26 protein-coding genes are annotated in these 25498 nt (G+C 63.6%); 15 read left to right on the top strand and 11 right to left on the bottom strand.

The genetic code is table 11. From position 1 onward, the window contains the following. Positions 1-47 precede the first annotated feature (47 nt). The 3 genes from dgcA to PFLCHA0_RS28400 all read right to left on the bottom strand — a co-directional run bounded on the left by dgcA (position 48) and on the right by PFLCHA0_RS28400 (position 3792). Positions 48-2108 (bottom strand): dimethylglycine demethylation protein DgcA, encoded by a 2061-nt coding sequence (gene dgcA / locus PFLCHA0_RS28390; RefSeq protein ID WP_015637308.1) that lies wholly within the window; start codon positions 2106-2108, stop codon positions 48-50. Between the two features lie 15 nt (positions 2109-2123). Continuing rightward, complete coding sequence (locus tag PFLCHA0_RS28395; RefSeq protein WP_011063916.1) at positions 2124-2654, bottom strand: 4-vinyl reductase; 531 nt, start codon at positions 2652-2654, stop codon at positions 2124-2126. A gap of 160 nt (positions 2655-2814) precedes the next feature. Beyond that, positions 2815-3792, bottom strand: a complete 978-nt coding sequence (locus tag PFLCHA0_RS28400; RefSeq protein WP_011063917.1) for a dipeptidase — start codon at positions 3790-3792, stop codon at positions 2815-2817. A 235-nt stretch (positions 3793-4027) separates the two neighbouring features. Between PFLCHA0_RS28400 and PFLCHA0_RS28405 the strand changes: the two genes are divergently transcribed. Further along, positions 4028-4429 carry a lysozyme inhibitor LprI family protein gene (locus tag PFLCHA0_RS28405; protein WP_015637309.1) on the top strand — a complete coding sequence of 134 codons (402 nt, stop codon included), beginning with the start codon at positions 4028-4030 and terminating at the stop codon, positions 4427-4429. A gap of 108 nt (positions 4430-4537) precedes the next feature. On the opposite strand, the gene PFLCHA0_RS28410 is transcribed toward PFLCHA0_RS28405, so the two are convergent. Genes PFLCHA0_RS28410 through PFLCHA0_RS28420 form a run of 3 tightly spaced genes read right to left on the bottom strand, consistent with a single transcriptional unit; the run spans position 4538 to position 6787 of the window. After that, positions 4538-4888, bottom strand: coding sequence for a hydroxyisourate hydrolase (locus PFLCHA0_RS28410; RefSeq protein WP_015637310.1), 351 nt, complete (start codon positions 4886-4888; stop codon positions 4538-4540). Then, the gene (locus PFLCHA0_RS28415) at positions 4885-5394 is read right to left on the bottom strand and encodes a nucleoside deaminase (RefSeq protein ID WP_041120175.1); all 510 of its coding nucleotides are present in this window, start codon (positions 5392-5394) and stop codon (positions 4885-4887) included. Before PFLCHA0_RS28415 ends, PFLCHA0_RS28410 begins: the two co-directional genes overlap by 4 nt. A gap of 55 nt (positions 5395-5449) precedes the next feature. After that, the gene (locus PFLCHA0_RS28420; RefSeq protein ID WP_011063921.1) at positions 5450-6787 is read right to left on the bottom strand and encodes a nucleobase:cation symporter-2 family protein; all 1338 of its coding nucleotides are present in this window, start codon (positions 6785-6787) and stop codon (positions 5450-5452) included. 181 nt (positions 6788-6968) lie between these two features. Between PFLCHA0_RS28420 and PFLCHA0_RS28425 the strand changes: the two genes are divergently transcribed. The 4 genes from PFLCHA0_RS28425 to PFLCHA0_RS28440 all read left to right on the top strand — a co-directional run bounded on the left by PFLCHA0_RS28425 (position 6969) and on the right by PFLCHA0_RS28440 (position 8995). Beyond that, the gene (locus tag PFLCHA0_RS28425; RefSeq protein WP_011063922.1) at positions 6969-7883 is read left to right on the top strand and encodes a LysR family transcriptional regulator; all 915 of its coding nucleotides are present in this window, start codon (positions 6969-6971) and stop codon (positions 7881-7883) included. A 99-nt stretch (positions 7884-7982) separates the two neighbouring features. Then, positions 7983-8237 carry a type II toxin-antitoxin system RelE family toxin gene (locus tag PFLCHA0_RS28430; RefSeq protein WP_011063923.1) on the top strand — a complete coding sequence of 85 codons (255 nt, stop codon included), beginning with the start codon at positions 7983-7985 and terminating at the stop codon, positions 8235-8237. Next, on the top strand, positions 8221-8544 hold the full coding sequence (locus PFLCHA0_RS28435; protein ID WP_015637312.1) for a helix-turn-helix domain-containing protein: 324 nt from the start codon (positions 8221-8223) through the stop codon (positions 8542-8544). Before PFLCHA0_RS28430 ends, PFLCHA0_RS28435 begins: the two co-directional genes overlap by 17 nt. Positions 8545-8578: 34 nt before the next feature. Further along, complete coding sequence (locus PFLCHA0_RS28440) at positions 8579-8995, top strand: DUF3010 family protein (protein WP_015637313.1); 417 nt, start codon at positions 8579-8581, stop codon at positions 8993-8995. Between the two features lie 37 nt (positions 8996-9032). Here PFLCHA0_RS28440 and PFLCHA0_RS28445 read toward each other — a convergent pair whose 3' ends face one another. Further along, on the bottom strand, positions 9033-9992 hold the full coding sequence (locus tag PFLCHA0_RS28445; RefSeq protein ID WP_015637314.1) for a GlxA family transcriptional regulator: 960 nt from the start codon (positions 9990-9992) through the stop codon (positions 9033-9035). Between the two features lie 194 nt (positions 9993-10186). Here PFLCHA0_RS28445 and PFLCHA0_RS28450 point away from each other — a divergent pair, with 194 nt between their 5' ends. From PFLCHA0_RS28450 to PFLCHA0_RS28470, 5 genes are all read left to right on the top strand, one after another. After that, entirely contained in the window at positions 10187-11131 is a 945-nt protein-coding gene (locus PFLCHA0_RS28450; RefSeq protein WP_011063927.1) for a choline ABC transporter substrate-binding protein, read from the top strand. Between the two features lie 88 nt (positions 11132-11219). Next, a complete protein-coding gene (locus PFLCHA0_RS28455; protein WP_015637315.1) occupies positions 11220-12107 on the top strand; it encodes a beta-keto acid cleavage family enzyme in 888 nt (295 codons plus the stop codon). Positions 12108-12266: 159 nt separating this feature from the next. After that, complete coding sequence (locus tag PFLCHA0_RS28460; RefSeq protein WP_015637316.1) at positions 12267-13232, top strand: L-carnitine dehydrogenase; 966 nt, start codon at positions 12267-12269, stop codon at positions 13230-13232. 108 nt (positions 13233-13340) lie between these two features. Then, complete coding sequence (locus tag PFLCHA0_RS28465) at positions 13341-13817, top strand: thioesterase family protein (protein ID WP_015637317.1); 477 nt, start codon at positions 13341-13343, stop codon at positions 13815-13817. 24 nt (positions 13818-13841) lie between these two features. Next, positions 13842-15002 (top strand): gamma-butyrobetaine dioxygenase, encoded by a 1161-nt coding sequence (locus PFLCHA0_RS28470; RefSeq protein ID WP_015637318.1) that lies wholly within the window; start codon positions 13842-13844, stop codon positions 15000-15002. A gap of 254 nt (positions 15003-15256) precedes the next feature. Here PFLCHA0_RS28470 and PFLCHA0_RS28475 read toward each other — a convergent pair whose 3' ends face one another. Then, positions 15257-15685: a DUF4952 domain-containing protein gene (locus tag PFLCHA0_RS28475; protein ID WP_015637319.1), complete on the bottom strand. Its 429-nt coding sequence runs from the start codon at positions 15683-15685 to the stop codon at positions 15257-15259. Between the two features lie 314 nt (positions 15686-15999). Between PFLCHA0_RS28475 and PFLCHA0_RS28480 the strand changes: the two genes are divergently transcribed. Both PFLCHA0_RS28480 and aac(6') read left to right on the top strand, forming a co-directional pair. Further along, positions 16000-16263 carry a hypothetical protein gene (locus PFLCHA0_RS28480; protein ID WP_015637320.1) on the top strand — a complete coding sequence of 88 codons (264 nt, stop codon included), beginning with the start codon at positions 16000-16002 and terminating at the stop codon, positions 16261-16263. A gap of 62 nt (positions 16264-16325) precedes the next feature. Next, entirely contained in the window at positions 16326-16772 is a 447-nt protein-coding gene (gene aac(6') / locus PFLCHA0_RS28485; RefSeq protein WP_041752655.1) for an aminoglycoside 6'-N-acetyltransferase, read from the top strand. Here aac(6') and gbdR read toward each other — a convergent pair whose 3' ends face one another. Both gbdR and PFLCHA0_RS28495 read right to left on the bottom strand, forming a co-directional pair. Beyond that, on the bottom strand, positions 16773-17876 hold the full coding sequence (gene gbdR, locus PFLCHA0_RS28490; protein ID WP_011063935.1) for a choline metabolism transcriptional regulator GbdR: 1104 nt from the start codon (positions 17874-17876) through the stop codon (positions 16773-16775). A 412-nt stretch (positions 17877-18288) separates the two neighbouring features. Then, complete coding sequence (locus PFLCHA0_RS28495; RefSeq protein WP_011063936.1) at positions 18289-19665, bottom strand: L-serine ammonia-lyase; 1377 nt, start codon at positions 19663-19665, stop codon at positions 18289-18291. A gap of 427 nt (positions 19666-20092) precedes the next feature. Here PFLCHA0_RS28495 and PFLCHA0_RS28500 point away from each other — a divergent pair, with 427 nt between their 5' ends. The 3 genes from PFLCHA0_RS28500 (at position 20093) to choV (ending at position 23140) form a co-directional block, all read left to right on the top strand. Next, positions 20093-21049 (top strand): choline ABC transporter substrate-binding protein, encoded by a 957-nt coding sequence (locus PFLCHA0_RS28500; RefSeq protein ID WP_011063937.1) that lies wholly within the window; start codon positions 20093-20095, stop codon positions 21047-21049. Positions 21050-21119: 70 nt separating this feature from the next. Then, a complete protein-coding gene (gene choW, locus PFLCHA0_RS28505; RefSeq protein WP_019095263.1) occupies positions 21120-21965 on the top strand; it encodes a choline ABC transporter permease subunit in 846 nt (281 codons plus the stop codon). Next, positions 21962-23140, top strand: a complete 1179-nt coding sequence (gene choV, locus PFLCHA0_RS28510) for a choline ABC transporter ATP-binding protein (RefSeq protein WP_011063939.1) — start codon at positions 21962-21964, stop codon at positions 23138-23140. The genes choW and choV overlap by 4 nt, the downstream gene beginning before the upstream one ends. A gap of 165 nt (positions 23141-23305) precedes the next feature. Here the strand turns inward: choV and PFLCHA0_RS28515 are convergent, their stop codons facing one another. Next, positions 23306-25258, bottom strand: a complete 1953-nt coding sequence (locus PFLCHA0_RS28515) for a BCCT family transporter (RefSeq protein ID WP_225368821.1) — start codon at positions 25256-25258, stop codon at positions 23306-23308. Between the last annotated feature and the right edge of the window lie 240 nt (positions 25259-25498).

Below are 25498 nucleotides of genomic sequence, written 5' to 3' on the forward strand. Positions count from 1 at the left end.
TCTCGCCAGTGCCGATCGCCGGCAAGCCGGCTCCTACAGGAAGTGGCTTAGAAATCCTTGCACAGGCGCAGTGCGTCGTAGATCGCGGCATGGGTGTTGCGCTGGGATACGCAGTCGCCGATGCGGAACAACAGGTAGCCCTCCCCCGTCTCGCTCAGGCACGGCTGCGGCTTGATCGCGAACAGCGCCTCGACGTCCATCTGGCCCTTGTTGCGCGAACCTTCCTTGAGCCCGTAGTAGAGCTCTTCGTCGGGACGCACGCCGTTTTCCACCACCACCTGGTCCACCACCCGTTCTTCCCGGGCGCCGGTGTATTCGTTTTCCAGCACCGCCACCAGCTTGTCGCCCTCGCGGTAGACCTTCTCCAGGGTCAGGTCCCCGGTCATGATCACTTCCTTGGGGTACAGGCTGCGGTAGTAGGTAGGGAACGAGGTGCCGCCCACGGCGATGCCCGGCTTGATGTCGTCGGTGACGATTTCCACTTGCGAACCCTTGTCGGCGATGAAGTCGGTGACCGACATGCCGGTGAACTCGCAGATGGTGTCGTACACCAGCACGTTCTTGCCCGGCGCCACCTTGCCGTCGAGGATGTCCCAACTGCTGACCACCAACCCTTCGGCGGCGCCCCAGTGCTCGTTCTGCTCGATGAACGGATGGCCGCCCACGGCCAGCACCACCACGTCGGGGCGCAGGTCGAGAATGGTCGCGGTGTCCGCCGCGGTGCCCAGGCGCAGGTCGACCTTCAGGCGCGCCAGTTCCAGCTGGTACCAGCGGGTGATACCGGCGATCTGGTCCCGTTGCGGGGCCTTGGAAGCGGTGGTGATCTGCCCGCCAATGGCTTCCTTCTTCTCGAACAGGGTCACGTCGTGGCCGCGTTCGGCGGCGACGCGAGCGGCTTCCATACCGGCAGGACCGGCACCGACCACCACCACCTTGCGCTTGATGCCGGTGGTTTTCTCAATGATGTGCGGCACGCCCATGTATTCACGGGACGTGGCGGCGTTCTGGATGCACAGCACGTCCAGGCCCTGGTACTGGCGGTCGATGCAGTAGTTGGCGCCGACGCACTGTTTGATCTGGTCGATCTGGCCCATCTTGATCTTGGCGATCAGGTGCGGGTCGGCCATGTGCGCGCGGGTCATGCCCACCATGTCGACGTAACCGCCTTCGAGAATCCGCGTGGCCTGGTTCGGGTCCTTGATGTTCTGTGCGTGCAGCACCGGCACCTTGACCACTTCCTTGATGCCCGCCGCCAGGTGCAGGAACGGCTCCGGCGGGAAGCTCATGTTGGGGATCACGTTGGCCAGGGTGTTGTGGGTGTCGCAGCCCGAACCCACCACGCCGATGAAGTCCAGCATGCCGGTGTCGTCGTAATACTTGGCGATCTGCTTCATGTCCTCATGGGACAGGCCGTCCGGGTGGAACTCGTCGCCGCACAGGCGCATGCCCACGCAGAAATCGTCGCCCACTTCAGCGCGTACCGCCTTGAGCACTTCCAGGCCGAAACGCATGCGTTTCTCGAAGGTGCCGCCCCATTCGTCGGTGCGTTTGTTGACCCGTGGGCTCCAGAACTGGTCGATCATGTGCTGGTGCACCGCCGACAGCTCGACACCGTCCAGGCCACCGGCCTTGGCCCGGCGCGCGGCCTGGGCGTAGTTGCCGATCACCCGCCAGATCTCCTCCGGCTCGATGGTCTTGCAGGTGGCGCGGTGCACTGGCTCGCGCACCCCGGACGGCGACATCAGGGTCGGCCAGTTGAAACCGTCCCAGCGCGAGCGCCGGCCCATGTGGGTAATCTGGATCATGATCTTGGCGCCATGCTTGTGCATGGCGTCGGCCAGGTTCTGGAAATGCGGGATGATGCGGTCGGTGGACAGGTTCACCGAGCTCCACCACTCCTGGGGGCTGTCGATGGCCACCACCGAGGAACCACCACAGATCGCCAGGCCGATGCCGCCCTTGGCCTTTTCTTCGTAGTACTTCACATACCGTTCAGTCGTCATGCCGCCGTCAGTCGCATAGACCTCGGCGTGCGCGGTGCTCAGCACACGGTTGCGGATGGTCAGTTTGCCGATCTGGATCGGCTGGAACATCGCTTCGAAAGCCATTTTTCTTAACTCCGCTTACAACGGTTTGACGACGAACAGGCCATCGTCGTGGCCTTCTTCGGAACCACCGTAAACCTGCTCTGCCACGGTGCGGATCTTGCTGCCACGGGCCGCCAGGATCTGGTCCATGGCACCGGCGAACCAGCCGGTGAACATGTAGTCCACCTTGCGCCCGACCTTGCCGTACACGTAGACGAAGGCCGAGTGTTCGAGCTTGACGCTGGCGGTGCCTTTATCCAGGTCGATGTCCTGGATCTTGAACAGGCCCCAGCCGCGCTGGGACAGGCGCTTCATGTAGTGCTCGAACACCGCGACGCCTTCCAGGCCGTGGCATTCGGCTTCTTTTTCGCACCAGTGCCAGGCGGACTTGTAGCCGGCCTTGTAGAGGATCTCGGCGTAGGCATCGGCGCCCAACACCTCCTCGATGCCCATGTGGTTGTTGACGAAGAAATGCCGTGGCACGTAGAGCATCGGCAGGGCGTCGGAGGTCCAGACACCGGTTTCGCTGTCGACTTCGATAGGCAATTGCGGGGCGATCTTGGCCATGTTTCAAAACTCCGGAATTCTGTGGATAAGTACGTCTGTAGCCGCTGCCGCAGGCTGCGAAAGGCTCGAAGAGCCTTCCGAAGGCCGCAAGAGCGCGTCTCCTTCGGAGCCGATCGCAGCCTGCGGCAGCGGCTACAGGAATGTGCTGTGGGGGGTGGCCTTATTCGCCCCAGACGTCCTTCAGGACGCTGACCCAGTTCTCGCCCATGATCTTGCGCACCACGCGCTCGCTGTGGCCGCGCTTGAGTAGGGTCTCGGTGAGGTTGGGGAACTCGCCCACGGTGCGGATGCCCAGGGGATTGATGATCTTGCCGAAGTTGGTCAGGCGCCGGGCGTAGCCCTTGTCGTGGGTCAGGTATTCGAAGAAGTCCTGGCCATGGCCCTGGGTGAAGTCGGTGCCGATGCCAATCGAATCTTCACCGACGATGTTCATGGTGTATTCGATGGCTTCGGCGTAGTCGTCGATAGTGGAGTCGATGCCCTTGGCCAGGAACGGCGCGAACATGGTCACGCCGACGAAACCGCCGTGGTCGGCGATGAATTTCAGTTCGGCATCGGACTTGTTGCGCGGGTGCTCCTTGAGCCCCGACGGCAGGCAGTGGGAGTAGCAGACCGGCTTCTTGGATTCGAGGATCACTTCCTCGCTCGTCTTGGAACCAACGTGAGACAGGTCGCACATGACCCCGACGCGGTTCATCTCGGCGACGATCTCGCGGCCGAACCCGGAGAGCCCGCCATCACGCTCGTAGCAGCCGGTGCCCACCAGGTTCTGGGTGTTGTAGCACATCTGCACGATGCCCACGCCCAGCTGCTTGAACACCTCGACGTAGCCGATCTGGTCTTCGAAGGCATGGGCATTCTGGAAGCCGAAGAGGATGCCGGTCTTGCCCAGCTCCTTGGCCTTGCGAATGTCCGCGGTGGTGCGCACGGGCATCACCAGGTCGCTGTTTTCGCGTATCAGCTTCTGGCTGGAGGCAATGTTGTTGACCGTGGCCTGGAAACCTTCCCAGACCGACACGGTGCAGTTGGCTGCGGTCAGGCCGCCCTTGCGCATGTCCTCGAACAGCTCGCGGTTCCACTTGGCAATGATCAGCCCGTCGATAACGATGCTGTCGGCGTGTAGTTCGGCTGGGCTCATCAGGCTGTCCCCTTATTGGCGATTCTTGCGCCGAATCGTCTGCCGGCGCTTTGGGGTCAGCATATGCTTGAGGGCCGGGGCGCCTGGGTGCAAAAACGACAGGGGAATTGCCGAAAGCGTCAAGCGCCGACAAAGGGCCGGACGGAGGGCATGGGTGGCCTCTGTTCTTTGCCCGGGGCTTGCGCCAGAATTCGCCGCTTCAACGAAAGCGTCACTGGATGAGGGCAGCGCTGCAATGAAACCGATCTTCCTGGCCTTGTTACTGATAACGACAGGCGTACAGGCGGCCGAAGAGGCCGACAACACGCCCTGCGACGGCGTGGAAAACAACGTGCAGACCCTGGAATGCGCGACCTACAACAGGACCACCGCCGAACAGTTGCTGGGCGACAACGTGCAGAGCCTGCTGGAACGCCTGGGTACCCTCTATGGCAGCGACAAAGGGCAACTGGCCGACATCAGCGCCAAGGTCAAAAATGCCCAGCAACTGTGGCAGAAGCAGCGCGACGCCGACTGCGCGATGGAGTCCTTTCCGGCCAAGCCCGGCACCAAGGCCTACACCATCGCCACCAATGACTGCCTGGCGCGCATGAGCGACGAACGCTCGGAGTTCATCGAATCCATCGCCCAGGAATGACCCGCCACCGCTAGGAGCGGGCCGGCCCGCGAAAAGCGCTCTGCCGAACCGGTTGTGGTGGCTGCGAGCGTTTCGCGAGCAAGCTCGCTCCTACAGGTCAGCGCCGGGTCAGGCGCCACCGCGAAAGCACGAGACGCCCCAGGCGGTGAGTTTGAACGGCAGGTGGTAGTGCTGGCGCGGATCATCCAGGCCGAAGCGGTACGCCAGCACCTCGAGGAAGGGCACCGGCGGCAGCGCCTGGCCTTGCTCGCGATAGAACGCCGCCACGTCCAGCTCCACTTCGTAGACGCCCTGGCCGAAGCTCGCCGACCGCTCGGCAAGCTCGCTCAGCAAGCCGTTGCCGGCAATTCGCCCTGCGCAGAGCAGCTCGCCGCCCAGGCGGCGCACCCGCACCGCCATGCCTTCGGCCACCTTGCCGCTGGCGACGTCCACCACATGGATGGATAGGCCGCCGTTCATTTCCAGAAGCCCTTGTGCGCCAGGGCGGCCTCGCTCTCAAGCATCGGCCCGAACACCGGGATCTGCCGCTGCCCACGGGCGAACACTTCGCGGCACGGCAGGGAAAAGGTCGGGTTTTCCGGGTGGTCGCCGGTCAACTCCAGCAGCTCATGTTCGGACAAGGCGTAGACCACCCGACCAATGCCGGTCCAGTAGATGGCCCCGGCGCACATGCAGCAGGGCTCGGCGCTGGTGTACAGGGTGCACTCGGCCAGGGCCTGGGGGCTGAGGCGCTTGGCCGCCAGCGCCGCTGCCGCCAGTTCGGCGTGCTGGGTCGGGTCGCCTTCGGGGGGCATCGAGTTGTTGCCGGCGCTGGCGATGACCTTGCCGTCGCGATCGGCCACCAGGGCGGCGAACGGATGACGGCCGCGGGCCTTGGCCTCTTCGGCGAGCTGGATGCTCTGGCGCAGCAGGTGCAGGTCCAGTTCGGTGACGCCGGCAGGGATGGAAGAAAGAATCTGGGTCATCTTGACCTCCTTTTCATGGGCAGGAGCCGCCACAGCAATGGCGGCGAGAAAAACGTCAGTCATTGAGCTCGACATGGGCTGCCAGCACCTGGGCGGCGGCCTCACGGGGGTTGAGCAGCAGGTTGAGAACGATGGCGGTGATGGCGCCAAGGAAGATGCCGCTTTCCAGCACCAGCCTGAGGGGACCGTGCAGATGGGCGAACAGCGCCGGGAAGGACATCGGCAGCACCCCGACGCTGACCGACACCGCCACCACGATGGCGTTGCGCGTACCTTCGAACGGCACCCGCGACAGTTCCTGGATGCCGGCCACTGTAGTCATGCCGAACATCACGATGGCGCAACCGCCAAGCACCGGGGTCGGCACCGCGGCCACCAGGGCACCCAGCTTGGGAAACAGCCCCATGAGCACCATGATTGCCCCGGCCGCGGCCACCACGAAGCGGCTCTTGACCCTGGACAGCGCGATCAGCCCGGTGTTCTGGGTAAAGGCGTTGTAGGGAAAGCTGTTGAACAGCCCGCCGAGCAGGGTCGACAGGCCATCGGCGCGGAACGCATCGCCCAGGGTGCGCTGGGTGGTCGGTTTGCCGGTGAGCTTGCCGATGGCCAGGCAGTTGCCGGTGGTCTCGGCCATGATCACCAGCATCGCCAGAGTCATGATCAGGATCGGCACCAGGGAAAACTGTGGAGCCCCAAACGCCATGGGCCGGCTCAGTTCGAACCAGGCCGCCTGGCTCACCTGGGCAAAGTCGGTCATGCCGAACGCCGCGGCGATCAGGCTGCCCACCAGCAAGCCGATGAGCACGCTGAGGTTGCCGATAAAGCCCGAGAACTTGCCGTAGATCACCAGCGTCACCGCTACCGTGGCCAGCCCCAGCAGCAGGTTGGCCGGCGCGCCGAAATCGTCCGCCGCGGGGTTGCCGCCGCCGAGCCAGATCGCCGCTGCCGGCATCAGGGAAATGCCGATGATGGTGATCAGGCTGCCGATCACTACGGGCGGGAAAAACCGCAGCAAACGGCTGAACAGCGGCGCCAGGGCAATGGTGATGACGCCTGCGGCGATCACCGCGCCGAACACCTCGGTCAGGCCGAACTGCTTGCCGATCATGATCATCGGTGCCAGGGCGATGAACGAACAGCCCTGGATCAACGGCAGCCGCGCGCCAAAACGCCAGAACCCCAGGGTCTGGACCAGGGTGGCGATGCCCGAGGTCAGCAGGTTGGCGTTGATCAATAGCACCACCTGCGCCGGGGTCAGGCCCAGGGCATTGCCTAGAATCAACGGCACCGCCACTGCACCGGCATACATCACCAGCACATGCTGCAGGCCGAAGGTGAACAGCTGGCGGACGGGCAGTACCTCGTCCACGGGATGCACGCGGGAAATTGTCATGTCGCAGGTCTCCTGAAGGTGCAGCTTTTGCTTTTGTTTTGGCAGGCATCCGGGGCAAGCGCCGCCGGCAGGAAGTACGGACGTCGGGGCCATGATCTGTGCTTGAATACGATGAAACAAATGAGCAGCCATCGTTTTTAACGATGGATCAGACAGCCCTCTTCCAGGGCCGGGAGCCGCGATGCGCTTTTCGCTGGATCAACTGCAGATGTTCGTACAGGCCGCGCAAAGCGGCTCGTTCTCGGCCGCCGCACGCAAGCTGGGCAAGACCCAGTCCACGGTCAGCGTGGCCATCGGCAACCTGGAGGCGGACCTGGGGGTCGAGCTGTTCGACCGCAGCGCTCGCAGCCCGGTGCTAACGGCCACCGGGCAGAAGATGCTGCTGCAGGCCGAGGCGGTGCTGGAACGCTGCCTGACCCTGCAGGCCAACGCCGACTGCCTGTCGCAGGTGGTGGAGCCACACCTGTCGATCGTCATCGAAACCCCCTATGGCCCGCTGATGCCGGCCCTGCGGGAGTTCGAACAGGCCTTTCCCTATGTCGACCTGCTGATCCGCCACCCGCTGTCCGGGGACGCCAGCGAGCTGGTGGCCCGGGGTGAGGCGGTGCTGGGCATCGCCTTCTCGCAACCGGGCTACCCCCAGGAGCTGGAGTTCCAGCAATTGGGCAAGCTGATCATGTTGCACGTCTGCCACCCGGACCACCCGCTGGCGCAGCTCGACAGCGTGACCTTCGACGACCTGCATGTGCACCGGCGCCTGGCCTTCAGCGCCCACGCCAACAAGCTGCCTAGCAGCGAATACCTGCGCTCCACCCAGCTGTGGCAGGCGGAAAACTACCTGGCGCTGCTGGAAATGGTCCGCGCCGGCCTGGGCTGGGCCACCCTGCCGCGGCAACTGATCCAGCGTGAACTGGCCAAGGGCGAGCTGGTGGAACTGCAACTGGGGGCCTACCCCCATACCGACTGGCTGATCGGCGTCGACCTGCTCTGGGCCCGACAACGGGTGATGGGCAAGGCCGAGCGCTGGCTCAAGGAGCGGCTGCTGCGCCAGAAGGTGTACGAGGTGGACCGGCGCGGGCAGTCCACGACCTGGTAATGCTGGCGCGGGCAACAAAGGGACAAGGTTCTGCACTTGGCCGGGCAGAAAATATAAGCAAGGATTCGCATTCCTTATAAAAGACTTATATAGTCCGCCATGAACGAGATCCTCTGGAGTAGAAAAGCGGTCAAGCAGTTGATGCGACTGCACCACGAGCATCAGGTCCAGGTTCGCGATGCGATTGCCCTGCTGGCCGACATGCCCGCCAGTGGCAACGTCAAAGCCCTGTCCGGCCACACTTATGCCTATCGTCTTCGGGTCGGGCAGTACCGGGTCCTGTTCGACTGGGACGGAGCCATACACATCGTCAGTGTTCAAGAGGTCAAGAAACGTGATGAACGTACCTACTGACATCCAGATCATCCACGGCCCGGACGGCAGCCCGGCATTCGTGGTGATTCCCTACGCGCAGTACATGGCGCAGTACAAGGAAGCCGATCTGATACCCCATGACGTGGTCAGCCGCATGGTCGACGGCGCCACGCCGATCCGCGCCTGGCGCGAGCACCTGCACCTCACCCAGGACGAAGTAGCCAGGCGCCTGGGGATCTCCCAGCCGGCCTTTGCCCAGCAGGAAAGCGTCGCCCGGCCGCGCCGGGCCACCCGGGAAAAGATCGCCGCCGCCTTCGGCATACGCGCCGACCAGCTGGAGCTGTAAGCTGCGCCTCACTCACTGATTGAAAGGGTTCCCCATGAGCATCTGCGGTATCGAGATCAAAGGCAGCGAAGCCATCTTCGCCCTCGCCACTCTGCAAGACGGCGCGGTGCAACACCAGCCGCTGGCCACCAAGAAAATCGCCCTGGAAGACGATGACGAGGCCGCCAACGTCAGGGCCTTCGCCAGCCAGGTCGGGGCCTTCGTGCGCGAACACGGGATCACCCGCATCGCCATCAAGAAGCGCAGCAAGAAAGGCGAGTTCGCCGGCGGCCCCACCACCTTCAAGATCGAAGGCGTGTTTCAGTTGCTGGAGAATTGCGAGGTGACCCTGCTGTCGCCCCAGACCATCAACGCCCAGTACAAGAAGCACGGCTTCGCTCTGGCCGCGAGCCTCAACAAATACCAGCACGAAGCCTACAAAGCCGCCTGCGCCGCCCTGCTGAAAAAGTAACCGTAGGAGCCGGCTGGCCGGCGCTACCGAGCCCGAGTCAAGCCAGCTCGCGGCCGCCGCCCGACGGGCGCCGGTCTTCCCGCGGGCACCGCACGAACCGCGCGCGGTAACTGCGGGTGAAGTAGGACGGCGATTCAAACCCGCAGGCAATGCTCACCTCCAGCACGCTCATGTCGGTCTGGCGCAGCAGTTTGCGGGCTTTCTCCAGGCGCAGGCCCAGGTAGAAATTGCTCGGGGTATCGTTGAGGTGCAGGCGGAACAGGCGCTCCAGCTGGCGCCGGGTGACCTTGATCGACTCGGCCAGGGCCAGGGTGCTCAGGGGCGGTTCGCTGTGCTGTTCCATTTCGCCGATCACCTGCACCAGCTTCTTGTTGCTGATGCCGTAGCGGCTGGCGACTTCCATGCGCTGGTGATCCTTGCGCGGGCGGATGCGCCCCAGCACGAACTGCTCGCTGACCTGGACCGCCAGTTGCGGGCCGTGGGCCTGGGCGATCAGGTCGAGCATCATGTCGATGGACGCCGTGCCGCCGGCACAGGTGATGCGCCGTCGATCGATCTCGAACAGCTCCTGGGTCACGCTCAGTTGCGGGTAGGACTCCTTGAAGGCCTCGATGGCCTCCCAGTGCAAGGTCACCCGGTGCCCCTCCAGCAAACCGCTCTCGGCAAGGATCACGCTACCTGTGTCGATCCCGCCCAGGGTCACGCCCTCCACCTCCAGCCGCCGCAACCAGTGCTCCAGGGCCGGGGTGAGAAACTTCAGCGGCTCGAAACCGGCCACCACCCACAAGGTCGCGCCTTTCTTCAGCGGCTCCAGGGCCGCATCGACATTCACCGACATGCCATTGCTGGCCAGCACCGCGCCGCCGTCGGCGCTCAGCACATGCCAGCGGTACAGCTCGCCACGAAAGCGGTTGGCCACCCGTAGCGGCTCGATGGCCGAGATGAAACCGATGGCGGAAAACCCCGGCATCAGCAGGAAATAGAAGTCCTGGGACATGCAACGCACTCCGGTGACGGCCAGCGTGGGCCTTGTGATACGCCAAATGCCCCCGTGCCACAAGGGGGCAGGTCGCTGCAGTGCAAGAGTCGGTCGCCGCTGTGCGCTTGCCACCGGCGGCGCCTGCGTACCTTGGCAACACCTGCGCACAAAGACGCCGGGACCGACAATAACGACCTGCCGAGGAAAGCATCATGAAACGACTGATCAGCAGCTGTGTGCTTGCGCTTAGTGGTAGCGTTTTTCTGAGCAGCGGGGCCCTGGCCGCCGATGCCGCCAGTTGCCAGAACGTGCGCCTGGGCGTGGTCAACTGGACCGACGTGATCGCCACCAGCGCCCTGACCCAGGTCCTGCTCGACGGCCTCGGCTACAAGACCAAGCAGACCAGTGCTTCCCAGCAGATCATCTTCGCCGGCATCCGTGACCAGCGCCTGGACCTGTTCCTGGGCTACTGGAACCCGCTGATGACCCAGACCATCACCCCCTTCGTCGACGCCAACCAGGTCAAGGTCCTGGCCGAACCGAGCCTCAAGGACGCCCGCGCCACCCTGGCCGTGCCGGCCTACCTGGCGGACAAGGGGCTGAAGACCTTTGCCGACATCGCCAGGTTCCAGAAGGAACTGGGGGGCAAGATCTACGGCATCGAACCGGGTTCGGGAGCCAATACCCAGATCAAGGAAATGATCGCCAAGAACCAGTTCGGCCTGGGCAAGTTCCAGTTGGTGGAGTCCAGTGAGGCGGGCATGTTGTCGGCGGTGGCCCGAGCGGTGAAACGCAACGAGGCCATCGTGTTCTTCGGCTGGGCGCCGCACCCGATGAACGTCAACTTCAAGATGACCTACCTCAGCGGCAGCGAAAACGCCCTGGGGCCCAACGAAGGCCAGGCCACGGTGTGGACCGTCACCGCGCCTAACTACGCCGAGCAGTGCCCGAACGTGCACCGGCTGTTGACCAACCTGACCTTCAGCGCCGAAGACGAGAGCCGCATGATGCAGCCGCTGCTGGATCACAAGGATGCCCTGGAATCCGCGCGGCAATGGCTCAAGGACCACCCGCAGGACCAGCAGCGCTGGCTGGAAGGGGTCACCACCTTCGATGGCAAGCCGGCCGCCGAGCACCTGCAACTGACCAGCAAATAAGCCACCGCCACTGCCGCCCCGCAGCCCGCCCTGGGCTGCGCACGGCCACCTCACGCCCTCAGCAAACACGCCTGTAAGGAACCGCACCATGAACCACGACGTCATCATCACCTGCGCACTCACCGGTGCTGGCGACACGACCGCCAAGAGCCCGCACGTGCCGGTCACCCCGAAACAGATCGCCGCGGCCGCCGTAGAAGCCGCCAAGGCCGGCGCCACCGTGGTGCACTGCCATGTGCGCGACCCCGCCACCGGCAAGTTCAGCCGCGATGTGGCGCTGTACCGCGAAGTGATGGAGCGGATCCGCGAGGCCGACATCGACATCATCGTCAACCTCACCGCCGGCATGGGCGGCGACCTGGAGATCGGCGGCGGCGAGAACCCCATGGAGTTCGGCCCCCACACCGACCTGGTCGGCCCCTTGACCCGCCTGGCCCATGTCGAGGAACTGCTGCCGGAGATCTGCACCCTGGACTGCGGCACCCTGAACTTCGGCGACGGCGACACCATCTACGTCTCCACCCCGGCCCAGCTGCGGGCCGGCGCCAAGCGTATCCAGGAGCTGGGAGTGAAGGCCGAGCTGGAAATCTTCGACACCGGGCACCTGTGGTTCGCCAAGCAGATGATCAAGGAAGGCCTGCTGGACAACCCGCTGTTCCAGCTGTGCCTGGGCATTCCCTGGGGCGCCCCGGCGGACACCACCACCATGAAGGCCATGGTCGACAACCTGCCGGCGGACGCGGTCTGGGCCGGCTTCGGGATTGGCCGCATGCAGATGCCCATGGCTGCGCAAGCGGTGCTGCTGGGGGGCAACGTGCGGGTCGGCCTGGAAGACAACCTGTGGCTGGATCGCGGCGTGCTCGCCACCAACGGCCAACTGGTGGAACGGGCCACGGAAATCCTCAGCCGCCTCGGCGCCCGGGTCCTGACCCCGGCCGAAGGTCGGCAGAAAATGGGCCTGAAGCAACGCGGCTGACCCCAATCCACCTCTCCCACCGTAGGAGCGAGCTTGCTCGCGAAGAGGCCGTCACATCCGAGCTCGTAGCAGCCGGCGTGCCGGCGAAGAGGCCCGCAAGGCCGCCAATAGCTTCGCTGGCAAGCCAGCTCCTACGAACTTTTTATCCAGGAAGACGCGATGACTTTTATCACCAACATCAAAACTTTCGCCGCCCTGGGCAGTGGCGTGATCGGCAGCGGCTGGGTGGCCCGTGCCCTGGCCCACGGCCTCGACGTAGTGGCCTGGGACCCGGCGCCCGGCGCCGAAGCGGCCCTGCGCAAGCGCGTCGCCAACGCCTGGGGCGCGCTGGAAAAACAAGGGCTGGCCCCCGGAGCATCACAACAGCGCCTGCGCTTCGTCGACACCATCGAGGAATGCGTGAAGGATGCCGACTTCATCCAGGAAAGCGCTCCCGAACGCCTGGAGCTCAAGCTGGAACTGCACAGCAGAATCAGCGCCGCGGCCAAGCCTGAGGCGCTGATCGGCTCCAGCACCTCGGGCCTTTTGCCCAGCGAATTCTACGAGGGCTCGACCCACCCGGAACGCTGCGTGGTGGGCCACCCGTTCAACCCGGTGTACCTGCTGCCACTGGTGGAGGTGGTGGGCGGCAAGCGCACCGCGCCCGAAGCGGTCCAGGCCGCGATCAAGGTCTATGAATCCCTGGGGATGCGCGCCCTTCACGTGCGCAAGGAAGTCCCGGGGTTCATCGCCGACCGTCTTCTCGAAGCGCTGTGGCGCGAGGCCCTGCACCTGGTCAACGACGGCGTGGCGACCACCGGGGAAATCGACGATGCGATCCGCTTTGGCGCCGGCCTGCGCTGGTCGTTCATGGGCACCTTCCTCACCTACACCCTGGCGGGCGGCGACGCCGGCATGCGCCACTTCATGGCCCAGTTCGGCCCGGCGCTGCAACTGCCCTGGACCTACCTGCCGGCCCCGGAGCTGACCGACAAGCTGATCGACGACGTGGTCGAAGGCACCGCCGAGCAACTGGGCACCCACAGCATTGCGGCCCTGGAGCGCTATCGTGATGACTGCCTGCTGGCGGTGCTGGAGGCGGTGAAAACCACCAAGGCCAAGCACGGCATGCACTTTCACGACTAACCCAACCCCGTAGGAACTGGCTTGCCGGCGAACGGGCCGCCAAGCCAGGCGCAAACCCAACGGACGCCTTCGCCGGCAAGCCGGCTCCTACCGTTATCCGGTGACCTTATGCCTGCCCTGACCACCTACAGCACCCGCATCATCAGCGACTGGGTCGATTACAACGGCCATCTGCGCGATGCCTTCTACCTGCTGATCTTCAGCTATGCCACTGACGCCCTGATGGATCGCCTGGGGCTCGACAGCGACAACCGCGAAGCCAGCGGCCACTCGCTGTTCACCCTGGAACTGCACCTGAACTACCTGCATGAGGTGAAGCTCGACACCGAGGTCGAAGTGCGCACCCAGATCATCGGCCACGATCGCAAGCGCCTGCACCTCTACCACAGCCTGCACAGACTCGATGATCCCCGGGAGCTGGCAGGCAACGAGCAAATGCTGCTCCACGTCGACCTGGCCGGGCCGCGTTCGGCGCCGTTCAGCGAGCCGGTGCTGCAACGCCTGCAAACCCTGGCCGCCGAGCAGGCGGACCTGCCGCGCCCGGCCTGCCTCGGCCGGGTGATCGCCCTGCCCGCGGAAAAATAGCCCTCAGAATAAAAGGAGATCGCCGTGAACACCGCCGCCCTTGCCGACTACCGCAGTTACCCGTTGATCAGCGCACTGGCCACTGTCCAGGTCCTGCCGGACCGGCTCCAGGTGCACTGGGCCGACGGCCGTCTCAGCCCTTTTCACCATCAATGGCTGCGGGACAACTGCCCTTGCCCGCAATGCGTCTACAGCGTGACCCGCGAACAGGTGCTGGAAATCGTCGATGTTGCCGAAGACCTCGAGTGCAACGCCGCACGCATTGATGCCGACGGCTGCCTGAACCTCGACTGGGCGGACGGCCACCGCAGCCGCTTCGACCCCGGCTGGCTGCGGGCCCATGCCTATGATCGACAGTCGCGCGAAGAACGGCAGGCCGCCAAGGCCCGGCACTCGCTGTGGGACGCCAGCCTCCAACTGCCCGAGTTCCAGTACCAGCCGCTGATGGAGGACCCCCAGGTGCTGCTGCAATGGCTGCTGGCCCTGCGCGATACCGGCCTGACCCAGGTCCGTGGCGCGCCCACCGAACCCGGCTCGCTGGCCCTGATTGCGCGGCGTATTTCGTTTATCCGCGAAAGCAATTTCGGCGTACTGTTCAACGTGCAGTCCAAGGCCGATGCCGACAGCAACGCCTACACCGCCTTCAATCTGCCGCTGCACAGCGACCTGCCGACCCGCGAGCTGCAACCGGGGCTGCAATTCCTGCATTGCCTGGTGAATGACGCGGTAGGCGGCGAAAGCATTTTCGTCGACGGCTTCGCCATTGCCGACGCCCTGCGCCGGGAAGACCCCGAGGCGTTCCGCGCCCTGTGCGAAATCCCCGTGGAGTTTCGCAACAAGGACCGCCACAGCGACTACCGCTGCCTGGCGCCGATCATCGCCCTGGATGCCCGGGGCCAGGTCGCGGAAATCCGCATGGCCAATTTCCTGCGTGGCCCCTTCGACACCACGGAAGAACAGATGCCCCGGCTGTACCGCGCCTACCGGCGCTTTATCGCCCTGACCCGCGAAGCCCGGTTCCGGGTCATTCGCCGCCTGGACCCGGGCCAGCTCTGGTGCTTCGACAACCGCCGCACCCTGCACGCGCGCAACGCCTTCGACCCGGCCAGCGGCGCCCGGCACTTCCAGGGCTGCTACATCGACCGCGACGAACTGCTCTCCAGAATCCTGGTGCTGCAGCGCTGATCCTCACCCCTCCCGCCCCCGGCTCCCCTGTAGGAGCCGGCTTGCCGGCGAAACTTGCCGGAGAGCTTTGCACAGGCAAAAAAAAGCCCCGATCAAGCCGTGACAGGATCGAGGCAGGGACTACTTCTGAGGAGCTGCGGTGAGAAGGTGACCAAACCGACACGACGCGAGCTGGTTTCAGTCTGCCCACTCTGCCTTCCCGCGAGTTAGCCGAGAGCGACCTGCTCATAGGTAATAGGGCCACTGCCACGCCTTCAGATGTCCTCGGTATACAGCACCACCGTCACATAGAAATAGCCGATCTTGTGCCAATCCTGGCGCTGGTTGTAGGGCGTCTCTTCAGAGCCCATGCCAATCTGGTAATTACGCCCGGTCTTTTTATCCCTATAGGAAATGAAACCCTTCGTTTCCCAGCCGCAGCAGACAAACCTGAGCCCCTCCTGAACCCCCAACTCCCGCTGCAGATAGCGCTCTACCTCATGGGCATCCTGACCTTTGACCCGGTAACTGGCAGTCAGCGGTGCGCCCTGATCCTGGGGCTTCGACTCACAACGGAAAAACTCCAGGGACTTCGGTGGATCGGTCATGGCCTTCAGAAAATCGCCGCACTCGGGAGCTGCCAGAGCGGCGCCGGAAACCATCAACAACAAACAGGCGAACCCCATTCTGAACATCACTTTCATCCACTCCAGCTCCATGGTTTACCACTCGGCGGCCATCCTACCGAACACCCAGCGCTTGCACAGAGTGTCTTTGCGCGGCAGGAGCGCTCATTACCCCACCCTTCAGGCAAGCCCGAGGCCTCACAAGCAGGCGCCGCAAGACTTGATTGCGCCGCCTTTTCCCAACGCTGTGGCAACCGGCCATGGCCATCGACTTAGCCGAAAACGACCTGTTCATAGGTAAACGGGCCATCGCGACAATCTGCCCTTGCCGCCACCCGGACGCCCTACCAGAATCGGCTCACGACCACGCTCCCTGAACAAGGATAAGAGTCATGATGCACGCGGATCTGATTGACCAGGACGACCTGCTGGGACAACTCCGGGCACTGGGTTTCGAAATGCCCGCAGGCGCCAGCGCCGAGCAGGCCTGCGAATGTGCGGTAAGGGGCTTGAGCGATGCACGGGCCAAGGCGCTCAAGGGCATGGTCGAGCAGATGCTCACCGGCAATGCGACCATCCTGCCTGCCGTACGCCAGGCCATCGACCGCCAACTACTGCCGGCCCTGGCCGAGTACCAGCAGCAAAAACGCGCGTGAACGCCCCCGGGGCCCGGGCGGGTTGCTAAAGTGGGTTTCCTCCACAAACCACAGGCCCGCTCATAACCCCCATTGAACCTGGTTCATCCGCCAACGCTGGCGGGTGGCTGCAATTGCGCCAGGGCCTATGGCCCGATTGCCCGCAGGATGAACACCAGGCCGAAATCCAGCAGATTCTGGCCGAGCCCCAGCGCTACGGCTGCTGGCTGGCCTGCACCGAGAACGGTGAGGCCGTGGGCCTGGCCGAGGCTGCATTGCGCCACGACTACGTCAACGGCACCGACAGCTCCCCCGTGGTCTTTCTTCAAGGCATCTATGTGGCCCCCGGGCATCGTCGCCAGGGCATTGCCCAGCGCCTGATCGAGCAGGTCGCCTATTGGGGGCAACAACGGGGATGCGTGGAAATGGCCTCGGACACCAGCCTCGACAACCTGGCCAGCCAGGATCTGCACCACGCGCTGGGTTTCGAGGAAACCGAGCGCGTGGTGTATTTCAAGAAACGCCTGTGACTACAGGCGCACGCTGGCGAAGGTCGATTCGTTGCGTGCCTGGCTCAGGGCCGACAATGGCCCGGACAGCGGCGCCAAAACCATGGCTTGCGGCAACGGCATCATCGCCACCTGCTGGGTGGTGTTGGAACCGATGCGCTCGTCACGCGGTGGAATGCCGAAGTACTCGCGGTAGCACTTGGAGAAGTGCGGCGTGGAGACGAAACCACAGACCGACGCCACTTCGATGATCGACATGGGAGTCTGCTTGAGCAGTTGCCGGGCGCGGATCAGCCGCAGCTTGAGGTAGTAGCGCGACGGCGAGCAATGCAGGTACTTCTGAAACAGCCGCTCCAGCTGTCGCCGGGACACGGCGACGTATACCGCCAGTTCGTCGAGGTCGATCGGCTCTTCGAGGTTGGCTTCCATCAGGGCGACGATTTCCTGCAGCTTGGGCTGGTTGGTGCCCAGCATGTGCTTGAGGGGTACGCGCTGGTGATCCTGCTCGTTGCGGATGCGCTCGTAGACGAACATTTCCGAGATCGCCGCCGACAGCTCGCGGCCATGATCGCGGCTGATCAGGTGCAGCATCATGTCCAGCGGCGCGGTGCCGCCGGAGCTGGTGAAGCGGTTGCGGTCGAGGGTGAACAGGCGGGTGCTCATGGCCACCCGGGGAAAGGCTTCCTGCATCGACGCCAGGCATTCCCAGTGCACGCTGCAATCGAAGCCGTCCAGCAGGCCGGCGCAGGCCAGGGCCCAGCTGCCGGTACACACCGCGCCCAGACGGCGCGACTGGCGGGCCTGGCTCTGCAGCCAGGACACATGTTCGCGGGTGACGGTGCGCTGAATGCCGATACCGCCGCAGACAATCACGGTATCGAGGCTGGGGGCTTTGTGCATCGCGGCATCGGGGGTGATCTGCAGACCGTCACTGGCCCAGACCTGGCCACCATCGACGCTGAGGGTGGTCCAGCGATACAGCTCGCGACCGGACAGTTGGTTGGCCATGCGCAGGGGTTCGACTGCGGAGGCCAGGGAAATCAGCGTGAAATTGTCCAGCAGCAGAAAGCCGATGGATTGAGGCGCACGGTTCTGGGGTTGGGCCCCGGAGTTGAACGACGTCATCGCGATATCTCCTCACACAAAGCGGGTGATGGCCTCAGGCGGAGGCTCTTTTTATGTGCCCTGTTCCTCAAGGGAGACGGGCTTGATATTCACAGAGCAATTGCCATGCCTAAAGTTGAATGGGCATTCAATAACTCCTGAAAACGACGTCGCGACGTGTCTACATAGCCCTTGTCAATGTGCGGATAAGAAGCGCCGCCGTCGGCGTGCGGTGGCCAGGCCCAGAGAGCTGTGAGCAGTTAGGTAGCACTTGCGCGGCAGGCACTTCGCACAGGGGCGGGCGAGTGTCACTCAAAGCACAACCGGGCCACGGGCACGGGGGCTGCCCGGCCCGGTTGGCGACTTGTCTATTCACGACGCGCTAAAAGGTGGCGCGCCCCTGGGCATGTGAGCGATTTGTGCGCGCCGGCAATCAGCACTCCACGGCGCTGACCGCCAGGCCGCCACGGGAGGTTTCCTTGTATTTGTCGTGCATGTCGGCGCCGGTATCACGCATGGTGCGAATCACCCGGTCCAGGGAAATGAAATGCTGGCCATCGCCGCGCAAGGCCATTTGCGCGGCATTGATCGCCTTCACCGCGGCAATCGCATTGCGCTCGATGCACGGCACCTGCACCAGCCCGCCCACCGGATCACAGGTCAGGCCGAGGTTGTGCTCCAGGCCGATTTCCGCGGCGTTGCACAACTGCTCCGGGGTCGCCCCGAGAATTTCCGCCAGCCCGGCCGCCGCCATGGCGCAGGCCGAACCCACTTCACCTTGGCAGCCGACTTCGGCACCGGAGATGGAGGCGTTCTTCTTGCACAGGATGCCGATGGCCGCCGCGCCGAGAAAGAAATCCACCACGTTGGCGTCGGTGACGTCTTCGCTGAATTTCATGAAGTAATGCAGCACCGCCGGAATGATCCCCGCCGCGCCGTTGGTGGGGGCGGTGACCATGCGTCCGCCGGCGGCGTTCTCTTCGTTCACCGCCAGGGCAAACAGGTTGACCCACTCCATGGCGCTGAGGGTGGAGCCGATCACATTGGGCTTGTTCAGTTCCTGCAAGCTACGGTGCAACTTGGCCGCGCGGCGACGCACGTTGAGCCCGCCAGGCAGGATGCCCTCGTGCTTGAGCCCCTGTTCCACGCAGTCCTGCATGGCACGCCAGAGCGCCATCAGGCCGCTGCGGATTTCCTCTTCCGAACGCCAGACCTTCTCGTTGGCCAGCATCAGTTCGGCGACCCGCAGGTTGTGCTTCTGGCACAGGCCCAGCAGTTCCACCGCACTGGAAAAATCGTAAGGCAGCTCGCTGCGGTCCAGGTCCGCCACACCGCTGTCGGCCTGGGCCTGGTCGACGACAAAACCGCCGCCCACCGAATAGTAGGTATCGCGGTGCAGCTCACCCTCTTCGCCCGCGGCCACCAGGGTCATGGCGTTGGGATGGAATGGCAGGTTGCGGTCCACCAGCTGCATGTCCCGGGCCCAGATGAAAGGCACTGGCAGCCGCCCGTCCAGCAACAGAGTGTCGGTTTCCCGCAGCAGCTCGATGCGCGTGCCGATCAGCGACGGGTCGATCGCGTCCGGCCACTCCCCCATCAGGCCCATGATCACCGCGTTATCGCTGCCATGGCCGATGCCGGTGGCGGACAGCGAACCGAAGAGCTGCACCTCGACCCGGCGTACCTGCTCCAACAGTTGCCTTTCCTTTAACACCTGGACGAACAAAGCCGCTGCGCGCATGGGCCCGACCGTGTGGGAACTGGAGGGGCCGATGCCGATCTTGAACAGGTCGAAAACACTGATAGCCATTGCTGCGTAACTCCTGGTTGAGCACTGTCCGGGCGCCGGAAACGCCCTCTGACGGAGCTGCTACGCTCAAGCTGCAATCCGCCGAGAAGGGCGCATCATCAGGCTTTTGCCAAGGCCCGCGACGTCTGACACCGACTCACTCATGCCCACTAACGCCGCCAGGCGCAACGCAGGGGTTTTGGGCGTTTTTTGCGGCTCAGTTGTAGGAAAAATCGCTCGAAAACACTGTAAGCGACCTCACCGACACTGGATGCGACCCTCCCTGTACTGGATACGACGCACCCTGTAGGCGACAGATTTTCACTGGTACATGATCAGTCTCGACTCGATTGCAAGGCACGGTGGTAGAGCTGTTCCCGACACACCAACCGCCACACTTATAAGCGCGGTCCAAACGCCGCCAAAAAAACATCCAGGAGTCCCCCCTATGAAAGGTTCCCCGTCGTTGTTGTTGGCCGCCATGCTGAGTCTGCCGCTTCTGGCACAAGCCGCAGAACCGGCACAATGCAGCACCGTAAACTTCTCCGATGTCGGCTGGACCGATATCACCGTGACCACCGCCACCACCAGCGTCGTGCTCAACGCCCTGGGCTACAAGACCAAGACCACCATGATTTCCGTGCCCGTGACCTACAAGTCCCTGGCCGACGGCAAGAACATGGACGTGTTCCTCGGCAACTGGATGCCGACCATGGAAAACGACATCAAGCCCTACCGCGACGCCGGGACCGTGGCCACCCTGCGGGCCAACCTGGAAAACGCCAAATACACCCTGGCGGTGCCCGAGTCGCTGTACGACAAGGGCCTGAAGGACTTCGCCGACATCGTCAAATTCAAGAAGGAACTGGACGGCAAGATCTACGGCATCGAGCCGGGCAACGACGGCAACCGCACCATCCAGACCATGATCGACAAGAATGCCTTCGGCCTGAAGGACGCCGGCTTCAAGGTGGTGGAATCCAGCGAGGCAGGCATGCTGTCCCAGGTCGAGCGCGCACAGCGCCGTGACACCGCGGTGGTGTTCCTGGGCTGGGAACCGCACCCGATGAACACCCGTTTCAAGATGAAGTACCTGACCGGCGGCGACGAGTTCTTCGGCCCCAACTTCGGCCAGGCCACCATCTACACCAACACCCGCAAGGGCTATGCCGAAGAGTGCAGCAACGTCGGCCAGTTGCTGAAGAACCTGTCGTTCACCCTGAACATGGAAAGCACCCTGATGGGCAACGTGCTGGACGACAAGATGAAGCCTGAGGCGGCCGCCAAGGCCTGGTTGAAGCAGAACCCTCAGGTGCTCGATACCTGGCTCGCCGGCGTGACCACCATTGACGGTAAACCTGGCCTGGAGGCCGTGAAAGCCAAGCTTGCACAAGCTTCAAATTAAGTAGTGCGCTTACGCCGGGCGGGCTCGCCCGCCCGGGCTGTTTTTCCCTTGCATGCGGACGTTCAATACCATGCTCACTGATCAGAAAATCCCCCTGGGCCAGTACATCGCGGCTTTCGTCGAGTGGTTGACGAAGCACGGCGCCAGCACCTTCGACGCGATCGCTACCACCCTGGAAACCATGATCCACGGCGTGACGTTCGCGCTGACCTGGTTCAACCCCCTGGCCCTGATCGGCCTGATTGCCCTGCTGGCGCACCTGATCCAGCGCAAATGGGGCCTGACCGCCTTTGTCGTGCTGTCCTTCCTGTTGATCCTCAACCTGGGGTACTGGCAGGAAACCATGGAAACCCTGGCCCAGGTGCTGTTCGCCACCCTGGTCTGCGTGCTCATCGGCGTACCGCTGGGCATAGTCGCGGCGCACAAGCCGCTGTTCTACACCATGATGCGGCCGGTGCTGGACCTGATGCAGACCGTGCCCACCTTCGTCTACCTGATCCCGACCCTGACCCTGTTCGGCCTGGGGGTGGTACCCGGCTTGATTTCCACGGTGGTGTTCGCCATCGCCGCGCCGATCCGCCTGACCTACCTGGGCATTCGCGATGTTCCACAAGAGTTGATGGACGCCGGCAAGGCCTTTGGCTGCTCGCGCCGTCAGTTGTTGTCGCGCATTGAACTGCCCCACGCCATGCCGAGCATCGCCGCCGGCATTACCCAATGCATCATGCTGTCGCTGTCGATGGTGGTGATCGCCGCCCTGGTGGGCGCCGATGGCCTGGGCAAGCCGGTGGTCAACGCCCTCAATACCGCGGATATCGCCCTGGGCTTCGAAGCCGGCCTGGCCATTGTGCTGCTGGCGATCATGCTCGACCGCATCTGCAAGCAACCTGAAGCCAAAGTAGGAGGTGACGCATGAGCATTATCCGCTTCGACAAGGTCGACGTGATTTTCTCCAAGGACCCGCGCGAGCCCCTCAAGCTGCTGGACCAGGGCATGACCCGCAACGAGATCCTGAAGAAGACCGGGCAGATCGTCGGCGTCGAGAATGCCAGCCTGGACATCGAGAAAGGCGAGATCTGCGTGCTGATGGGCCTCTCCGGTTCCGGCAAGTCGAGCCTGCTGCGCTGCATCAACGGCCTGAACACCGTGAGCCGCGGCAAGCTGTTCGTCGAGCATGAAGGCAAGCAGATCGACATCGCCTCCTGCAGCCCCGCCGAGCTGAAGATGATGCGCACCAAGCGCATCGCCATGGTGTTCCAGAAGTTCGCCCTGATGCCCTGGCTGACCGTGCGCGAAAACATCAGCTTCGGCCTGGAAATGCAGGGCCGCCCGGAAAAGGAACGGCGCAAGCTGGTGGACGAGAAGCTTGAGCTGGTGGGCCTGACCCAGTGGCGCAACAAGAAGCCCGACGAACTCTCCGGAGGCATGCAGCAGCGCGTGGGCCTGGCCCGTGCCCTGGCCATGGACGCCGATATCCTGCTGATGGACGAACCCTTCTCGGCCCTCGACCCGCTGATCCGCCAGGGCCTGCAGGACGAACTGCTGGAGCTGCAACGCAAGCTGAGCAAGACCATCGTCTTCGTCAGCCACGACCTGGATGAGGCCCTGAAGCTGGGCAGCCGCATCGCCATCATGAAAGACGGACGGATCATCCAGTACAGCAACCCGGAAGAGATCGTGCTCAACCCGGCGGACGACTATGTACGGACTTTCGTTGCCCACACCAACCCACTGAACGTGCTGTGCGGGCGCAGCCTGATGCGCAGCCTGGACAACTGCAAGCGGGTCAACGGCTCGGTATGCCTGGACCCGGGTGGCGATTCCTGGCTCGACCTGGCCGAAGGCAACACCATCAAGGGCGCACGCCGCAACGGCTCGCAGCTGGACCTGCAGAACTGGGTTCCGGGGCAAGCCGTGGAAGAACTGGGCCGACGCCCGACCCTGGTGGACTCCAGCATCGGCATGCGCGATGCCCTGCAGATCCGCTACCAGACCGGCAACAAACTGGTGCTCCACGACAACCAGAAAGTGGTGGGTATCCTTGGCGACAGCGAGCTCTACCACGCGCTGCTCGGCAAGAACCTGGGTTAAGCAGCAGACACAAAAACGCCGCGAGCAATCGCGGCGTTTTGCTTTAACCACCCACCCCCTTCTGTAGGAGCTGGCTTGCCAACGAACAGGCCCTGAAGCCTTGCAGCGCCCTTGAGGACGTCTTCGCCGGCAAGCCGGCTCCTACAAGGATGGGGCCGTTTTCACTCAGCTATAGACACGGCCAAGGAGCTGCCGATGGCTTTCGAACTGATCGAGCACATCCCGGGTGATCTGCTCCTGGGTGAAGCCCATCAAGTCGTATTCCTGGCTGCCGTTGTGCAGATACACCTCGGCGCGGTAGAAACGGCTGCGCACTTCGCTGTCGGCCCCTTCCGGCTGGGTCGATTCGCTAGGCGTCGCCAGGTAGCCGTCCAGGCTCACTTCATAGACGAAGGGATTGCCTTCATCCATTTCCACGCGCAGGCCCAGCAGGTTCTTCGACTTGCCCAGGTTGGTCTGCACTTCCAGGCTCAAGTTGCGCAGTTGCGCCGCCGCTTCCTGCAAGGCCGGGCTGACGTGCTTGTCCATGTAGCGCTGCACCACCGACTGGGTCGGCTGCAGGTCCAGCTGGCTCAGGCGCTCGCTGAAGCCACGACGACCACGCTCGGCCAGTTGCGCCTGCTCCTGCTCGATCTGCACGTCCTGGCGCATGGCCTTGTGCAAGCCGAACATGAAGCAGATCAGCACCACCGAGAACGGCAGGCCGGCCAGCACCACCATGGTCTGCATGGCTTCGAAGTTGCCGGCGAACAGCAGGCCGATGGTCACCAGGGTGATCACCACCGACCAGAAGATCCGCAGCCAGTGCGGGGCGTCTTCGTCGACGTTGCCGCCCTTGCACGAAAGGTTGGCCATCATCACCGCCCCGGAGTCGGCGGGGGTCAGGAACAGCACGAAGCCGACGAAGATCGACACACCGATGACAATCTTCGAGGCCGGGTAGTGCTCGAGCAGTTGGTAGATCGCCATGGACGGCTGTTCCAACGCCGTCTTGCCCAACTCCACGGCTCCCTGATTGACCACCAGATCCAGAGCCGAGTTACCGAAGATCGACAGCCAGGCCAGGGTGAAGCCCAGGGGAATCAGCAATACGCCGGCCACCAGTTCACGCACGGTGCGACCACGGGAAATACGCGCGATGAACATGCCTACAAATGGCGCCCAGGAAATCCACCAGGCCCAGTAGAACAGGGTCCACAGGCCCAGCCAGCGATCGGACTTGGCGCTGTCGCCCTCATACACATAGAGGTCGAAGGTCTTGAGCACTACACCGTTCAGGTAGTCGCCGATGTTCTGCACGAAGCCGTTGAGCAGGTGCAGGGTCGGGCCAAACAGCAGGACGAAGATCAACAGGCCGCTGAACAGCACGATGTTCAGGTTGGACAGGCGGCGGATGCCGTTTTCCACACCGGACACCGCAGCGATGGTGGCCACCGTGCTCATGACGATGATCACGATCAGCAGGTTGGTGTTGCTGTGCTCCATGCCGAACAGGTTTTCCAGGCCAGAAGACACCTGCATCGAACCAATCCCGAGGTTGGTCACCAGGCCCAGCAGGGTCACGAACATGCCGAAACCGTCCACCGCATGGCCGGCCGCACCCTTGACCCAGCGCTCGCCCACCAGCGGGTACAACGCCGAACGCAGTGCCAGTGGCTGGTTATGCCGATAGGCGAAGTACGCCACCGCCAGGCCCACCAGGGCATAGATGGCCCAGCCGTGCAGGCCCCAGTGCAGGAACGTCAGCTGCAGCGCCTGGCGTGCGGCCAGGTTGCTGCCCGGTACGCCTTCCGGCGGGTTGAAGTAGTGGTCCAGGGGCTCGGAAGCACCGAAGTACAGCAGCGAGATGCCGATGCCGGAGGAAAACAGCATCCCCGCCCAGGCGCCGTAGCTGAAGTCCGGGGTGTCCTGCTTGGTCCCCAGCTTGAGCTTGCCGTAGGAGGAGAACGCCAGGCCCACCACGAACACCAGGTAAGCGGCGATCACCACCATGTAGTACCAGCCGAAGCTGCGGGACAACCAGGCCTGGGCAATGCCCAGCAGTCGGCCGGCCTCTTGCGGGGCGATGATCAGAATGGCGGTCAACAACAGGATCAGCGCGGTGGAGGTGTAGAACACCCAACCGTTGACCCGCACCTTCTCCGGTGGGGTCTTTATAAGAGAGGCAGAACTCATTGCGCAGATGCTCCGGGCAGTGCGAGAGAAGGACACAAGGCAACACGGCACCCGACCAATCGGTTAGTTGGCAGCCGATCATCGGGTGTTATAAAGACACCCCGAAAACACCCGAAACCGCAAAAGCCGCGTTGCGCAACCGCATCCGGGGCCGGTGACGAACCTGCAGTTCGTCGCCTGGAA

It is taken from the genome of Pseudomonas protegens CHA0, from assembly GCF_000397205.1.
In the GTDB taxonomy this organism is placed as follows: Bacteria; Pseudomonadota; Gammaproteobacteria; order Pseudomonadales; family Pseudomonadaceae; genus Aquipseudomonas; species Aquipseudomonas protegens.

Bases quoted from the DNA above. Each gene is read 5' to 3' on its own strand.
- dgcA (WP_015637308.1), bottom strand. From the start codon at position 2,108: ATGGCTTTCGAAGCGATGTTCCAGCCGATCCAGATCGGCAAACTGACC.
- PFLCHA0_RS28395 (WP_011063916.1), bottom strand. From the start codon at position 2,654: ATGGCCAAGATCGCCCCGCAATTGCCTATCGAAGTCGACAGCGAAACC.
- PFLCHA0_RS28400 (WP_011063917.1), bottom strand. From the start codon at position 3,792: ATGAGCCCAGCCGAACTACACGCCGACAGCATCGTTATCGACGGGCTG.
- PFLCHA0_RS28405 (WP_015637309.1), top strand. From the start codon at position 4,028: ATGAAACCGATCTTCCTGGCCTTGTTACTGATAACGACAGGCGTACAG.
- PFLCHA0_RS28410 (WP_015637310.1), bottom strand. From the start codon at position 4,888: ATGAACGGCGGCCTATCCATCCATGTGGTGGACGTCGCCAGCGGCAAG.
- PFLCHA0_RS28415 (WP_041120175.1), bottom strand. From the start codon at position 5,394: ATGACCCAGATTCTTTCTTCCATCCCTGCCGGCGTCACCGAACTGGAC.
- PFLCHA0_RS28420 (WP_011063921.1), bottom strand. From the start codon at position 6,787: ATGACAATTTCCCGCGTGCATCCCGTGGACGAGGTACTGCCCGTCCGC.
- PFLCHA0_RS28425 (WP_011063922.1), top strand. From the start codon at position 6,969: ATGCGCTTTTCGCTGGATCAACTGCAGATGTTCGTACAGGCCGCGCAA.
- PFLCHA0_RS28430 (WP_011063923.1), top strand. From the start codon at position 7,983: ATGAACGAGATCCTCTGGAGTAGAAAAGCGGTCAAGCAGTTGATGCGA.
- PFLCHA0_RS28435 (WP_015637312.1), top strand. From the start codon at position 8,221: ATGAACGTACCTACTGACATCCAGATCATCCACGGCCCGGACGGCAGC.
- PFLCHA0_RS28440 (WP_015637313.1), top strand. From the start codon at position 8,579: ATGAGCATCTGCGGTATCGAGATCAAAGGCAGCGAAGCCATCTTCGCC.
- PFLCHA0_RS28445 (WP_015637314.1), bottom strand. From the start codon at position 9,992: ATGTCCCAGGACTTCTATTTCCTGCTGATGCCGGGGTTTTCCGCCATC.
- PFLCHA0_RS28450 (WP_011063927.1), top strand. From the start codon at position 10,187: ATGAAACGACTGATCAGCAGCTGTGTGCTTGCGCTTAGTGGTAGCGTT.
- PFLCHA0_RS28455 (WP_015637315.1), top strand. From the start codon at position 11,220: ATGAACCACGACGTCATCATCACCTGCGCACTCACCGGTGCTGGCGAC.
- PFLCHA0_RS28460 (WP_015637316.1), top strand. From the start codon at position 12,267: ATGACTTTTATCACCAACATCAAAACTTTCGCCGCCCTGGGCAGTGGC.
- PFLCHA0_RS28465 (WP_015637317.1), top strand. From the start codon at position 13,341: ATGCCTGCCCTGACCACCTACAGCACCCGCATCATCAGCGACTGGGTC.
- PFLCHA0_RS28475 (WP_015637319.1), bottom strand. From the start codon at position 15,685: ATGAAAGTGATGTTCAGAATGGGGTTCGCCTGTTTGTTGTTGATGGTT.
- PFLCHA0_RS28480 (WP_015637320.1), top strand. From the start codon at position 16,000: ATGATGCACGCGGATCTGATTGACCAGGACGACCTGCTGGGACAACTC.
- gbdR (WP_011063935.1), bottom strand. From the start codon at position 17,876: ATGACGTCGTTCAACTCCGGGGCCCAACCCCAGAACCGTGCGCCTCAA.
- PFLCHA0_RS28495 (WP_011063936.1), bottom strand. From the start codon at position 19,665: ATGGCTATCAGTGTTTTCGACCTGTTCAAGATCGGCATCGGCCCCTCC.
- PFLCHA0_RS28500 (WP_011063937.1), top strand. From the start codon at position 20,093: ATGAAAGGTTCCCCGTCGTTGTTGTTGGCCGCCATGCTGAGTCTGCCG.
- choW (WP_019095263.1), top strand. From the start codon at position 21,120: ATGCTCACTGATCAGAAAATCCCCCTGGGCCAGTACATCGCGGCTTTC.
- choV (WP_011063939.1), top strand. From the start codon at position 21,962: ATGAGCATTATCCGCTTCGACAAGGTCGACGTGATTTTCTCCAAGGAC.